The sequence below is a fragment of the Chromobacterium subtsugae genome (assembly GCF_035919665.1).
GTDB lineage: Bacteria > Pseudomonadota > Gammaproteobacteria > Burkholderiales > Chromobacteriaceae > Chromobacterium > Chromobacterium subtsugae.
Map to the genome: position 1 here is coordinate 2177257 of NZ_CP142381.1, position 14808 is coordinate 2192064.

Annotated in this window: 6 protein-coding genes; all 6 read left to right on the forward strand. The window is 69.1% G+C overall.

Going from position 1 to position 14808, the window contains the following annotated elements; genetic code table 11:
• The first annotated feature begins 1 nt into the window (after position 1).
• The 6 genes from U6115_RS10715 to U6115_RS10740 are packed head-to-tail and all read left to right on the forward strand — an operon-like array spanning position 2 to position 14807.
• A complete protein-coding gene (locus U6115_RS10715; protein WP_047257529.1) occupies positions 2 to 6334 on the forward strand; it encodes an AMP-binding protein in 6333 nt (2110 codons plus the stop codon).
• A gap of 22 nt (positions 6335 to 6356) precedes the next feature.
• Positions 6357 to 11249 carry a beta-ketoacyl synthase N-terminal-like domain-containing protein gene (locus U6115_RS10720; RefSeq protein ID WP_043581225.1) on the forward strand — a complete coding sequence of 1631 codons (4893 nt, stop codon included), beginning with the start codon at positions 6357 to 6359 and terminating at the stop codon, positions 11247 to 11249.
• Positions 11250 to 11262: 13 nt separating this feature from the next.
• Positions 11263 to 12360 carry a cupin domain-containing protein gene (locus tag U6115_RS10725; RefSeq protein WP_052258452.1) on the forward strand — a complete coding sequence of 366 codons (1098 nt, stop codon included), beginning with the start codon at positions 11263 to 11265 and terminating at the stop codon, positions 12358 to 12360.
• Positions 12353 to 13174, forward strand: coding sequence for a thioesterase II family protein (locus U6115_RS10730; RefSeq protein ID WP_053006684.1), 822 nt, complete (start codon positions 12353 to 12355; stop codon positions 13172 to 13174). Before U6115_RS10725 ends, U6115_RS10730 begins: the two co-directional genes overlap by 8 nt.
• Positions 13175 to 13180: 6 nt before the next feature.
• The gene (locus U6115_RS10735; RefSeq protein WP_043581223.1) at positions 13181 to 13909 is read left to right on the forward strand and encodes a GNAT family N-acetyltransferase; all 729 of its coding nucleotides are present in this window, start codon (positions 13181 to 13183) and stop codon (positions 13907 to 13909) included.
• A 46-nt stretch (positions 13910 to 13955) separates the two neighbouring features.
• Positions 13956 to 14807 carry a 3-hydroxyacyl-CoA dehydrogenase family protein gene (locus tag U6115_RS10740; RefSeq protein WP_043581238.1) on the forward strand — a complete coding sequence of 284 codons (852 nt, stop codon included), beginning with the start codon at positions 13956 to 13958 and terminating at the stop codon, positions 14805 to 14807.
• Position 14808: the final 1 nt, after the last annotated feature.

Here is a 14808-nt window from a genome sequence, read left to right on the forward strand (position 1 = left end):
AATGCTGATTAATGATCCCATCGCCTTGAACGCCCGGAAGCGGGCGCTCAAGGACCATGCGCAGCGGCAGGTGGCCGCGGAATACCGGGGCTGCCCGTTCTTCGCGGTCTCCCGGCCGGCATCCGGCGCGATGTCGACGGCGGCTGTCGAGCTGGCGCCGGCGCTCAACGAGCGGATTTTCGCCATGGCGTCGGCGTCGGCGCTGCATCGGCAAGCGCTGTTCTCAGCCTGCCTCAAGCTGCTCGCCTATTTGCATTGCCGCGAGGAGGAAGGCGTGCTGGCCTGGTCGCTGGACGCGGATGCGGCCGGCGCCCACCAGTTGCCGGCGGCCTGGCGGGTGACGGCGGAAACGCTGGCGCAGCCGGTCAAGAGCCTGTTCGGCGCCGAGCTGGCGCTGTGGAAGCAGACCGCCGCGCTGACGGCCGGATTGCCGCCGCAGACGGAAATGGGCGGCGCGCCGCCCCAGGTGCTGATCGGTTATTCGGAGACGCGCTCGCCGTTCGAGGGCGCGGATTTGTCGGCTTGCGCGCTGGGCATCTGGGTCCAGGCCAGTCCGGCGCAGACCCGGCTGCACATGCGCTTCGACGCCGGCCGCGTGGATGCCGAGCTGGCGTCGCTGCTGCTGGAGCGCCTGAGCTTGCTGCTGGGGGCGATGGCCTTCGATCCGGGCGCGCCGCTTGGGGCGATGCCGTGGATCCCGCAGGCGGAAAGGGAGCGCATCGACGCGCTGTCCGCCCAGGCGCCGGCCTGGCCGATGGCCTGGCCCAACCTGGCCCAGGCCATCGCCGCGGCGCTGCGCGACAGGCCGGACGCGACGTTTCTGGAGCGCGGCGGCGACAGCGTCAGCTTCGCCCAGCTGGAGCGTTATTCCGCCGCGCTGCTGAGCGACCCCGCTTGGCCGCAGTGGCAGGAAATGGGCGATTGCGTGCTGATCGTCGGGCCGAAAAGCCTGGAGCTCGCGTTGGCGGCGATGGCATGCATGCGCATAGGCAAGCCGTTTTGCCTGCAGTCGCACGAATTGCCGGCCGAGCAGATGGCCGACATCGTCGCCTTGCATGGCAGCAAGGTGGCCTTGCTGCCGGACGATTGCCGCCATTGGGAGCCGTTTTTCCATGCCCGCGGCTGCCAGACGGTGGTCTTGCCGCGCTGGGACGCCTCCGCCGCGGCGCCGGCGCCCCAGCTGGCGCAATGGCTGCGCATGGGCGAGGCCGCCAGTCCCGACGATGCCTTGTGCGTGGTGATGACCTCCGGCAGCGAGGGCAAGCCCAAGGGCAGCGTCAACACGCATCGGGCGCTGCTCAACCTGAGCCGGGAAAAGCGCGCGCTCAGTCCGGCTGGCCGGCTCAGGGTCGCCTCCGCGGCGAACCACACTTTCGATTATTTCCTGCTGGATTGCGTGGAGGCGCTGACGCAGGACGTCGTGCTGGTGCTGGTGCCGGACGATGTCCGCGTCGACGCGGAGAAATACGCGGCCTTCCTCGCGGCAAACCGCATCGATGTGGCGTTCGCCACGACGGTGCTGGCGGAGGAGTTGATGGCGCTGGGCGACATCCCCGGCTTGAGCCAGCTGTACTTTGGCGGCGAAAGCCTGCGCAGCCATAGGCAAAACAATTACGAGCTGTTCAATGTGTACGGTCCCAGCGAAACCGGCGTATTCGCGACCTGCCTGCGCATGGCAGCCGGCATTCGGCGGATCACCGTCGGCAAGCCCATTCGCGGCTGCCGGTGCGTGGTGGCGTTTCCCGGCACCCTGGAGCCTTGCCCCATCGGCGTGGCGGGCGAGCTGCTGATCGGCGGGGTTTGCGTGGGCGCCGGCTATCTCAACCGCCCGGACCTGACTGCCAAGGCGTTCATCGAATTGGATACGGAGCGGCTGAGCGGCCGCTTTTACCGCAGCGGCGACCTGGGCTGCTGGGACGCCGGCGGCGATATCGAAGTGCTGGGGCGGCGCGACCGCCAGCTGAAGGTCAACGGCTTCCGCGTCGAGCTGGACGCCGTGGAGAAAAGCCTGTTGGCGCTGCCGGGCGTCGCCCAGGCCGCGGTGATCGGCGTGGAAGACCGGCTGGGGCACGCGCGGCTGGCGGCGCTGGTCGCGGCGGCGGACGACGGGCTGGACGAGCGGGCCATCCGCGAGGCTTTGCTGGCCCGCTTGCCGGCCTATATGGTGCCTGGGCAGATCGCGCTGGCCGCGCGGCTGCCGCAGACCCGCAACGGCAAGCTGGACCGGCTGCAGTTGAAGCGGCTGCTGAGCGAAGCCGGCAACGGCGCCGCCGCGCGGCCGCTCGGCGCCACCCAAACGTGGCTGGCAGCGTGCTGGGCGCGCCACCTGGAGCTGGAAGCGGACGCGGTGCCGGCGGACAAGAGCTTTTTCGCGCTGGGCGGCCATTCGCTGCGGGCGGCGCGCGTGCTGGCGGAGCTGAGGCAGCGCTTCGGCCTGGAGGTGTCCCTGCTCGAATTCTTCCAGCACGAAACGATAGCCGCGCTGGCGGAGCTGGTCGACGCCAAGTCGGCGCAAGCCGGCGGCGCGGGCGCGGACGCGTTTTCCATCCTGCTCGCCGAGGCGTCAGCGGCGGATGGGCCGGGGCCGCTGTCCGCGCAGGAAGCCCGCCTGTATGCGCAATACCGGCTGCATCCGGATTCGATGGCCTATGTGCTGGCGATGGAGATGCCGCTGGCCCGCGAAGTGTCCGCCAGCGCGGCGCGGCAGGCGCTGCAAGCCTTGCTGGCGCGGCACGACATCCTGCGCACCCGCTACCGGCTTGATGCCCGGGGCGAGCCCTGCGCCGACATCTTGCCGGCCTTGCCGGTAGAACGGGTATTGCTGGACGCCGGCGAGGATTGGGAGCGGGCGAGCGCGCGGGCCTTCGCGCTGGACCAGGGGCCGCTGCTGCGCGGCTGCCTGCTGGAGATGGGCACGGAACGGGCCCGGCTACGCCTGCAAATCCACCACATTCTGGTCGACAAGCCGGCGTTGGAGCAGCTGCAGCGCGAGTTCGCGCAACTGTCGCGCGGAGAGACGCCGCCGCCAACGGAACTGAGCTATCGCGGCTATGCGGCGGCGCTGGCCGGCGCGCGCCGGCATCCGCTGTGGAGCCGGGCGCAAGACTATTGGCAAGATTGCCTGAACGGGCTGGATTTCGATCCTTTCGGCCATGGCGCGGCGCTGGGCGACGACCGCGGCGACGCGCTCCGCTGGCGCCTGCCGGCGGCCGAGCAAGCGCAAGTCAAGCGCCTGTGCGCGCAGCTGAACGTGACGCCGGCGGTGTTCTTCCTGGCCTTGTGGGGCCTGGCGGTGGCGCGCGAAGGGCGAAGCGGCGATTTTTCCATTTCGGTGGCGAACGCGCTGCGCCCGCGGCAGGTCCAGGCCACCGTCGGCATGTTCGTGTCGCTGGCGCCCTGCGCGTTCCGCCTGGGGCAGCCGCGCGGAACCTTCGCCGACTACGTCAAGGCGCTGGCGGACCAGCAATGGCGGGCGGCCGAGCAGCTGTTTTTCCCGGTGGAGGAAGTGTTCCCCTTGTTGAGCGAGGACCCGCGCCGTTTCGGCAGCAATCCGCTGCTGAACGTCGCCTATGCCTATGCGGAGGATGAGGAGGACGGCGCCGGTGAGGCCGGTTTGGCCATCGAGGCGCATGGGCCGCTCAGCCTGGCGGTCAGCGATGGCGGGCAAGGCTGCGGCTTCGCGCTGGAGTACCAGCCTGCCGTATTCGCCGGCGAAAGGGTCGCCGCCATCGCCTCCAGCTACCGGGCGGTATTGGCGCTGGCCTTGGGCCGCGCGCCCGCCGAACTGCCGCTGGACGAGATGCTGGCCGACGCCGCCGCGGCCGCGCGGGCGTTCCGGCCGGCGCGGCGGCGCGCCGCCTACGCGCAGATCGATGATCTGCTGCTGCGCGGCTTCGCCGAGCTGGGCGGCCGTCCGGCGGTGATAGACGACGAGGGCGAGCTCTCTTGGGACGGCTTCGCCGCCCTTGTCGCCGCCTACGCGCAGCAGCTGAACCGCCGCGAGGTCAGGCGCGCGCTGATGGTCGGCTTGCCGGGGCGGCGGATGCAGGCGTTCCTGGCGGCCTGCTTCCTGACGCGCACCACCTATCTGGCGCTGGAGCGCGGCACGCCGCAGGCGCGCATCGACGAAGTGATCCGCCACGCGGCGCCGGACCTGGCGCTGGATGCCGACGATGCCCCGGCGCCGGCCGATGCCGACTGGCGCGCTTTCCGCAGCGAGAAGGCGCGGGCGGACAATCCCATCGCCTGGATACTGTACAGCTCCGGCACCACCGGCCGGCCCAAGGGCATCTGCGTCGCGGCCGCGACTGCGGCCCAGTATCTGGACTCCCTGGTCGACACTTTGAAGCTGCGGCCGGGCATGCGGGTGACGCAGCAGTTTTCCCCCAGTTTCGACGGCTACCTCGAGGAAGTGCTGCTGGCCTGGGCGCTGGGCGGCGCCAGCGTGGTGGCGGACCGCTACAGCCTGCTGGACGAGCGCCGGGCGCAGGCGTTCCTGGCCAGCCGGCGTCCCGACGTGATCTCCGCCGCGCCGGCCTTGCTGGCCGCCTGGAACCGGATGGATGGGCTGCAGCCGCTGCCGGAAGTGTGCATCAGCGGCGGGGACTTTCTCGCGCCCGGCGACATCGGCCGCCTGCTGGGCCGCATGCGGATCTGGAACAGCTACGGGCCGACGGAAACCTGCATCGCCGCCGCCATGGTGGATTGCGCGGCGGCGGCGTCGGGGCCGACGCTGCCGATAGGCCGGCCGTTCGCGCACGTCGCCTTCGCCGTGCTGGACGCCGAGGGCCGGCGGCTGCGCCCCGGCCAATGGGGCGAGCTGGCGATCTATGGCGATTTCGAACGGCATGGTTATCTGGACGACCCGGCGCTGAGCGCGGCCAAGTTCGGCCGCGACGAGCAGGGCAGCTTCTTCCGCACCGGAGATTGCGCGATGGCGGACAGAGACGGCCTGTTCTATTTGAAGGGGCGCATGGACGACAGCTGCAAGGTGCGCGGCAACTTCATCGGGCTGGGCGAGCTGGAGAGCCGGGCCGGGCAATATCCGGGCGTGGCCGCCGCGGGGGCCGCGGTGGCGTTCGCCGGCACGCCGGAAGCGTGCCTGGTGCTGGCGGTGGAGGGCGAGCCGAGCAGTCTGTCCGGCCTGCGCGGGCACCTGGCGGGCCATTACGCGCGCTCGCACCTGCCATCCGCCATTTTTCCGGTGGCCGGCCTGCCGCGCACCGATATCGGCAAGCTGGACCGGGCCAGGATCGTGGCGCTGTTCCATGCCTGGCGCGAAAGCCTGCCGGCGGCGGCGGGGCAGGACGCGGCACTGGACGATGGTATGCGCCAACTGGTCGCTTGCTGGCGAGACTGCCTGGCATACCAGGGCGCGCTGGCGGCGGATTCCGATTTCTTCCTGGTGTCGGGCTCGTCGCTGAGCGCCGTGCGGCTGGCCAGCCAGCTGGAGGCGCGCTTCGGCGTCGACTTCAGTCCGGTCGACGTGTTCCGCAACGCCACGGTAGGCGCGCAATGGGCGTTGATCGAGGCGCGCCGCGCCGGCGGCGGCGCCGCCGCCATCGTGCGCGAGCGCCGGTTGAACGCCGACGCGCCGGGGACGCCCAGGCTGCTGTTGCTGCCGCCGGCGCTGGGCGGGCTGGTGGAGCTGCAGGCCCTGGCCGGCCGGCTGGCGGGACGGGTGACGGTTTCGGCGCTGACGCTGGAGCATGCATCGCTCGACGCGCTGTCTCCGGCCGAACTGGAGCGCGCTTTGCTGGAAGCATTGCGGCCGCATGCCGGCGATCCCGCCCGTCCGCTGTGGCTGGGCGGCTACTCGCTGGGCGCGGAGATGCTGGCGGCGCTGCTGGAAAGACAGCCGCAAGCCGCGCAGGGCGTCGCCAGACTGGTGTTCCTCGACCCCAATCTGCAAACCCGCGTGTTCGACGGGCCGGCGCTGTACGCCGGTTTCCGCGATTTCTTCAGCGAGCTGGGGCAGCTGTCCGGCCCGGCGGCGGATGAGGAAGCCTTGCGCGCGGCGTCTCCGGCCTTGCACCGGGAGTGGCTGCATTACCGGCTGCAGCACCGTTTCCTGAGCGGCAGAACCTTCACGGCGCGGGCGCTTGCGCTGCTTGACGGCGGCCTGGCCGCGACGCTGTTTTTCTCCGACGACGCCGATGGCCGGGAAGTGGCCGCGCTGGAGGGGGCGCTGGACGGGCGCGCCGCCATCCGCCGCGTCCGCGGCGGCCACGCCGGCTTTTTCGCCCGCCTGGGCGCCGCGGACTTCCCCGGCCTGGAAGCCGGCGCGGCCGAGGCGCGCGGCGCCGGAACCCCTATCCGCGAAGGCATTGCCTGAAAGCTTAACAAGGTAAAAAATCATGAGCGCAGAAATAAGAGAAGATCTGGATATCGCCGTCATCGGCTTGTCGGGCCGGTTTCCCGGCGCGGAAAATTGCGACGCGTACTGGCGCAATCTGCTGATGGGCATCGATTGCACCACCCGCTTCAGCGAGGAGGCGCTGCTGCAAGCCGGGCACGACCCGGCCAAGATCCGCAACCGCGATTTCGTGCCGGTCAACGGCGCGCTGCCCGACGCGCAGTGCTTCGACGCGGAATTCTTCGGCTACAGCCAGGCGGAAGCGGCGCTGATGGACCCGCAAACCCGCCTGATGCTGCAGTGCGTTTGGCACGCGCTGGAAAACGCCGGCGTCGACCCGGAGCGGCGCGGCCGCAATATCGGCCTGTTCCTGGGGGCGCGCAGCACGGTGCAATGGACCATGCAGGCGATGCTGTCCGGCCAGGTGGAGAATGTCGGCGGCTTTCTGGCGTCGCAGTTGTCCAACAAGGATGCGATGAGCACCTTGATTTCGTGGAAGCTGGGGCTGGAAGGCCCGAGCTTCACCTTGCAGACGGCGTGCTCCACCAGCCTGGTGAGCATTCATCAGGCGGCGCAGAGCCTGCTGTGCGGCGAGTGCGACTTCGCCGTCGCCGGCGGCGCCAGCCTGCTCCTGCCGCAGCAGAACGGCCATACCTATCAGGAAGGCATGCTGTTTTCCCGCGACGGCAAAACCCGCGCCTTCGACGCCGACGCCAGCGGCAGCGTGTTCGGCAGCGGCCTCGGCGCGGTGGTGCTGCGGCGAGCCGGCGACGCCATCGCCGACAACGACCCGATCTGGGCCATTCTGAAGGGGTCGGCGATCAACAACGACGGCGCCCGCAAGGTCGGCTACACCGCGCCCAGCGTCAAGGGGCAGGCGCAGGCGATCCGCGCCGCCTGGGAGGTGGCTGAGGTCGAGGCCGCCGATCTGGACTTCATCGAATGCCATGGCACGGCGACGGCGCTGGGCGACAGCATCGAATTCATGGCGCTGCAGCAAGCGTTCGGCGGCGGCGGCGCGCCGAACCAGTGCGCGCTGGGCGCGGTGAAAAGCAATATCGGCCATCTGGATTCGGCCGCCGGCGTCGCCGGCTTCATCAAGATGGTGCTGGCGCTCCGCCATGGCGTGATCCCGCCGACCCTGCATTTCCAGCGGCCCAATCCGCAGCTGGACTTCGACGGCTCGCCTTTTTACGTCAATACCCGCGCGCAGCCCTGGCCGGCGCGCGCGGGCCGGCCGCGCACCGGCGGCGTCAGCAGCTTCGGCATCGGCGGCACCAATGCGCACGCGGTGCTGCAGCAATATCTGCCTGCGCATCCGGCGCCGGGCGGCGACGGCGCGGAGCAGGTTTGCCTGTTGCCGTTTTCCGCCAGAAACCGGCCGGCCTTGCGGCGGCAGCTGGAGGCGATGTCGCAGTGGCTGGTGTCGCAGTCCGGCCTGGACCTGCGGGCCTTGTCCCACACGCTGGGGCAGCGCCGCAGCTTGCCTTGCCGGGCGATGCTGGCGGCGGACTCCCGCTTCGCGCTGATGCGCGCGATCGAGCGCTACCTGGCCCTGGACGACGATGCCGATCCATTGGCGCTGTTTGAGCGGGAAGACGGCTGGTCCGGCAAGCGGGAGGCCATCGCCGACTGGCTGTCCGGCAAAACCAAGGAGGCCGGGGCCGGATTGCTGGGCAGTTTCGACGGCCCCGCCTTGCTGGACGTGCCCGGCTACGTTTTCGCGCGCGACGAACATGGCGCCGGGCACATCGCCGACCGTACCTGGGCGCAGATCGCCGGCATCATCGCCGCGCCGGAGGGACGCAACGCGTCGAGAAACGCGCCGGGGATGCTGACCCCGTTCTGGAAGCCGGTGAGAGTGCCGGCGGCTGGTGCCGCCGTCCGCGCGGTGCTGCTGGCCGATTCCGCGCTGGACGGCCTGGCCGCGCAGGCGGCGGCTGGCGGCGTGGAAACCGTCAGCTTGAACCTGCTGTGCCCGGAACAGCTCGGCGCGGCGCTGGCGCGGCTGTCGGCCGCGGCGGACCCGGCGCAGGCGCTGTCCCTGACATTGGCGTTTCCCGCCGCCGGCTTCTCCTTCGCGGAGGCGTCGCTCCAGGCGCTGGCCGAACTGGGCAGGGCGCTGGCCGAGGCCGATTTCTCCGCTTTCGCCTCGGCGCATATCTACCTGCTGGTTCCCGAGGCGAGAGAGGCCGCCGCCGAGCACGTCTTGACCGCCTCGGCGCTGAAGTCGCTGGCGCTGGTGGCGCCGCAGGAAATCCCCGGCATCGATTGCGCGTTTTTGAGCATCCGCGACCCCGAGCCGGCCGCGCTCGCCGCCTTGTTGCGCGCGCCCATGTCCGGCCCGCTGCGCTTGACCGGGGACGGCCTGTTCGCCGAGGACTTCCGCTGCCCGGATGCGGAAGAGAACGAAACGCTGGACGAGGCCGACTTCGCCGGCAAGACCTATGCGATCAGCGGCGCCGGCGGCCGGATGGCCCGGGAGATGGCGCTGGCCATCGCCCGGCGCTTCCGCGGCAAGCTGGCGCTGATCAGCCGGCAAGCGGCCGATTCGCCGGCCATGCTGAGCCTGCGCCGGGAATTGGAAGCGGCCGGCGCGGCGGCGGTGGAGGTATTCCCGTACGCGCTGGAATCCGAAGCCGAGGCCTTGTCCCTGTTCCAGTCCATCCGCGGCCGCCTGGGCGATATCTTCGCGATGATCCACGCGGCGGGCGTCACCGACGGCGATTCCTTCCGCGCGCTGGCGCAACTGGACGCCGGCGCCTACCTGGCGCAGCTGGGCCCGAAGGCCCGGGCGGCGCAGACGCTGGCGCGGGTGTTCGAAACCGTGCCGGTGCGCTACTGCTTCGCGACGTCTTCGATGTCGGCGTTCTTCGGCGGCATCGCCCATGCGCCGTACGCGGCCGCCAATCTGTTCCTGGATGGCTGGGGACAAGTGCAGAACCGCCGTCCCGGCGCGCCGCGCTGGGTGGTGGTGAACTGGGAGACCGTGCATTTCGACGCGGATGGCCGCGGCGACGCGCAGGCTTGGGGGGCCAATGAAGAGGCGCTGTCCGGCGCCGAATTTCCCGCCTGGTTCGAGCGCAGCCTGCGCGAATACGACCGCGAAAACCAGAAGATCTTCTCCGCCGGACGTTTCGTTGAGCGCTTGTATGCCTGGGGCGGGCGGCGCGCGGCGGCCGGCGGCCGCGAGCAGGCGGCCGTCGTCGGCGTCAGGCTGAAGCCAAGGCCGGAGGCGCTGGCCACGGCTTACCTGGCGCCGGAAACCGCGATGCAGCGCGACATCGCCGCCATCTGGAGCGGGATTCTCGGCGTGGAAGGCGTGGGCGCGGACGACCGTTTCATGGAATTGGGCGGCGATAGCCTGAAGACCATCGTGATGGCGGAGAAAGTGTACAAGAAGCTTGGCAAGCGGATCGCGATACAGGACTTCTTCGCCCAGCCCACCATTCGCGAGATCGAACGCCAATGCCTGCTGGAGTCGGCGGCCGAAGATGCCGGGCTGCCGGCGGTCGACCCGGCGGCGCCGATTGTCGCCAGCGCCGACCAGGAGCTGCTGTACATCCACCAGACCACGTTCCGCGACGCCAGCTACAACATGCCGGTGGCGTTCCAGTGTCCGGGCGCATACGGCGCGGACGCCATCGCCGACGCCATCGAGCGGGTGGCCGACAGGCACCCGGTGCTGAAGTGCCTGTTCGAGCGGCGGGGCGCCGATCTGCTGATGCTGCCGCAGCTCGACGCCCGCGTGGGGCTGCGGACGTTCGAGGCCGCGGCGGAAACGGACGAGGACCGCGCCCGGCTGGAAGCGTTCGCCGGCCAGCCCTTCGATCTGCACGCGGAACTGCCGATGCGCGCCATGATGGTGGCGGCCAAGGGGGCCGGGCAGCCGCACCAGGTGCTGATCGTGGTGCATCACATCGTATGCGACGCGGTGTCGCTGGGCATCCTGGCCGACGACTTCCAAAACCTGCTCGCCGGGCGCGACCTGCCGGCGCCGGAATACAGTTTCGCCGCCTACCGCCGCCAGCGGCAGAGCGCGGAAAACGCGGAGCAGACGCGCAAGGACAAGGCCTACTGGCTGGGCAATCTGCTGCCCTTGCCGGCGCCGCTGGCGCTGCCGACGCTGGATGGGCATGACAGCCGCGACGGCCATCAGGGGGCGACGCGGGTCCGCAGCCTGTCTGCGCCGGCCAGCGAGGCGGTAAAGCGCCTGTGCGGCGAGCTGGGCGTCTCCACGTTCAGCTTCTTCCTCGGCGCTTTCGGCGTGCTGATGAGCAAGATCGCCCATGCCGAATCCTTCCTGCTGGGCGTGCCTGTGACCGGGCGGGCGCAGGCGCAGGAGCTGGCGCTGGTGGGGTATCTGGTCAATATGCGGGCGATGAAGATCGAGCCGGAACCGGATTTCCCGGTGGCGGAATACCTGCTGGATCTGAATGCCCAATGGTTGGAGAGCGCGCCGCACCAAGGCTATCCGATGAGCGCGCTGCTGGATGATTTGAGCGGCGAAGACTACTGCCAGGGGCGCCAGGGCAGGCATCCGCTGTTCGACGTGGTGTTCGGCTATCTGCCTTTCAGCCTGAACGGCGCCGAAGAGAGCGGCGGCGATTTCGTCCGGCTGGAGCTGGCGTCGGACACCGCCAAATTCGATCTGGCGGTAGAGGTGTCCGAAACCGGCGAGGCTTTCGATTGCACGATCCAGTACCGCGAGCGCCTGTTCGCTGAGTCCACCATCGCCGCTTTGTTCGATTACTACTTCGGCTTGATAGACGCAGTGCTGGCGGATCCCGAGGCGGAAGTGGGCAGCCTGCTGCCGGGCCTGGACGCGCCAGCGGTCGCGGGGGCGTCCAGCCAGGCGGATCAGCGCGACGTGGATCTGGAATTCGATTTTTGAGAAGGGGCGGAAAATGGGTTTTTTCGGCAATGCATGGAATGCGCTGGGCGATGTCGGGCAATGGGCCTACGAAGAGGCGAGCATCTACCGCCGCAAGTGGCCGGCGCAGCCGGCGCACGGCGACGCGGCGGAGCGCTTGCGGGCGGCCGACTACCGCGATGTGGCGCGGGTGGCGGATATTTCCGCCGCCGACTTCGCCGAGCGCTACCTGATGCCCAGCGAGCCGGTCATCGTCAGCGACGGCTTGCGCGATTGGCCGGCGCGGGATATCTGGGGCTTCGACTACTTCTGCCGCGAGTTCGGCGATATGCCGGTGCGGCTGCAGGACGCCGGCTTCAAGCCCAGGAGCGAGGTGGAACTGCGCGCCTATCTGCGCGGCATCGCCTCGCTGCCGGCCGTGGAATTGGGCGAGGCGGGGCGCGACCTGGATTACCTGCGCTACACCTATGATTCGTTTTTCAAGCACCTGCTGTTCACCTGGGGCTTCGGCCACCTGGTGCGCACCCGCTCGTTCAGCTTTCTGGCGTTCCAGCGCATCCGCGACCATTGGCGCAGGCCTTATTTCCTGCCGGCCGGCGGCTACCGGATTCCCTGGGTGCAGGCGGGGGAGTTGCAGCCGAATCTGCGGATGTGCCAGGACTGGGGGCTGTATTTCTCCGCGCCGGGCGCGTGCACCCGGCTGCATGTGGACGGCATGCGCAGCAACGCGGTGTTGTGCCAGGCGGCGGGCTATAAGGCCGGCTGGATTTTTTCCGCATCGCTGGAGGACGCGGCCCGCAGCGCGGCCGAGGGCCGCGCCACTCGCGCGCCGTCCGCCGCCGGGCGCGGCCTGGGCGGCCAGGCGGACCGGATCTGGCGCTTCGACCTGGGGCCGGGCGAGATCATGCTGATTCCCAAGGGGCTGACGCATGAGGTGCATACGCTGTCGCCCAGCATTTCGCTGACGTACAACTTCGTCACCGATGCGGAATATCCGGACTACCTGCGCTTCAAGAGCGAACGCGGCCCGGGCTGGATCGCCGGCGCGCCCATCTCCGCGGCGCCGGCGTTCGAGCGCGTGTATCGCGGCGCCACGCCGCGCGCCGCCAGCAGGGAGCCTCATCTTGTCTGACGCCATATTGTCCTTGGCCCGGAGCCGGCCCGACGCGGCGGTGCAATTGCTGTTCCTGCATCACGCCGGCGGCTCCAGCTATCCCTACTTGCAACTGGCGCAGCAGTTGTCCGGATCGATAGAGGCGTTCTGCCTGGAATTGGCGGGCAGAGGCGGGCGCTTCATGGAACCGTTCCAGGCGGATGCCGAGCGGACGCTGGAGGAGGCGCTCGCCGCGATCGAGCGGCTGCAGCTGGGACGGCGCAAGCCGCTGCTGCTGTTCGGCCACAGCCTGGGCGGCGAGCTTGCCTATCAGCTGGCGCACCGGCTGCGGCGGCGCGCGCCGCGGCTGAAGCTTGGGCTGGTTCTTTCCGCCCGCGGCTTTGTCGATCCGGACAGTATGGCCGCGCAGCCGGGCGAGGCGCTGTCGGACGCCGACATTCTGCAACTGCTGGAGCAATACGAAGGTACGCCGCCGGAGGTATTGGCCGACCCCGAAATGAGAAAGTATGTGATAGGCGTGATGCGCAACGACCTGGCGCTGCTGGCGAGCCTGTCCCGCCTGCCCAAGCCGGCGCTGGATGTCGACGCTCACCTGGCCGGCGGCGACGCCGACAGCCGCGTGCCGCTGGCCCGCCTGGCCGGATGGCGCGGGGCGTTTGCGGCGCCGGCGCGGCAAAAGATTTTCGCTGGCGGACACTTTTACCTGTTCGCCAGCGAGGAAGTGATTCCGTGGATTGAAGAACGGGCCCGGGAACTGGCGGAATATCCGCCGGCGGGCGATTCGGCCGAGCGGCATTCCCCCGCGCTCGCAGGCTATAACCCAGTCGAGTAAAGAAACATGTCTGAATTTTCACCAGCGATTGCCGATTTTTGGCTGACAACCTTTCTGGGCGGCGAAGTGCTGTGCCGCAACGGCGACTTCACGGTCGCGATCCATCCGGGCCTGAGCGAGGATCGCCGGCTGATGGTGCTGGAAACCGCCGAAGGCCGCGTGATGGCGGTCATGACGCCGGCGCTGGCCGACAGGCTGGCCTTGCGCAGCCAGCCCCAGTTGTCCGAGCCGCAGCTGCGCCGCATCTTGCGCGATGCCGGCCTGGCTTTGCACGGCGCGGATTACATCTTCTATTTTCCGCAAGCGGACAAGGCCGCGCTGGCCGATGACGCCCCGGCGCTTGAGGTGCGCCGGCTGACGGAGCGGGACGAAGCGGCGTTTGCCGAGTTCCAGGCATCCGCGTCGGAGCAGGATCTGGACGACGCCTATGTGGAGCTGGATCACTGGGCGGTGTTCGGCGCCATCGAACAAGGCCGGCTGACCTGCGCCGCCAGCATGTATCCGTGGAGCAATGCCCGCGTCGCCGATCTGGGCGTGCTGACGCTGCCGCCGTTCCGCTCGCGCGGCCATGCCCGCGCAGTGGTGCGCGCCATCAGCCGGCACGCTTGCGAGCAGGGCCATGAGCCGCAGTACCGTTGCCAGCTGGACAACCAGGCTTCCGTCGCGCTGGCCAAGGCGGCCGGTTTGCGCCTGTTCGGCAAGTGGGAAGTGATTTCCCCCGATGCCGCCGAATGAGCGGCCGTTGCGCACGCTTCTCAAACACAGCAATAAGGACATGATTATGACAAAGCTTAAAGTGGCCGTGGTCGGCGGCGGCAACATCGGCTCCAGCCTGGCTTTCGATTGCGCGCTGCGCGGCCAGGACGTGGTGGTGATAGAGAAAGACTTGCCATCTTGCGAGCAGAGCCAGGCCCGGGTGCGGGAAACCGCCGGCTACGCGCCCCTGTTCAGCCCGCTGGCCAAGGGCCGGAAGCCGGATGACATCCTGGCCGCCATCACCTGGTCGACGGAACTGGAGGCGTTGTCCGGCTGCGACTTCGTGGTGGAAAACATCCCGGAGAACATCGAACTGAAGCAGGCGCTGTACCAGCGCATGGCCGATTTCATCGCGCCCCACGCGGTGCTGGCCGCCAACACCTCCTGCATTCCCATCACCAAGCTGGGCTCCTTCCACAAGACGCCGGAGCAGGTGATAGGCGTGCACTTCATGAACCCGGTTTACATGAAGCACACCGTCGAGGTCATCGTCGGCCTCAACACCACCGAGCAAACCCGGGACCGCTGCCTGGAAATGCTGGCGCTGCTGGGCAAGAAATCAGTGGTGGTGAAGGACGGCCCCGGTTTCGTCTCCAACCGGATTTCCCATCTGTTCATGAACGAGGCGGCGTTTTCCATCCAGGACGGCATCGCCCGTCCGGCCGATGTGGACGCCATTTTCAAGGAGTGCTTCGGCCACAAGATGGGTCCGCTGGAAACCGCCGATCTGATCGGCGTCGACACGGTGGTGAACTCGCTGGATGTGCTCTACCAGGTATTCCAGGATTCGAAATACCGGGTATGCCCGTTGATGCGGAGCATGGTGGACGCCGGCCATCTGGGCCGCAAGTCCGGCAAGGGGTTTTACACCTACTGAG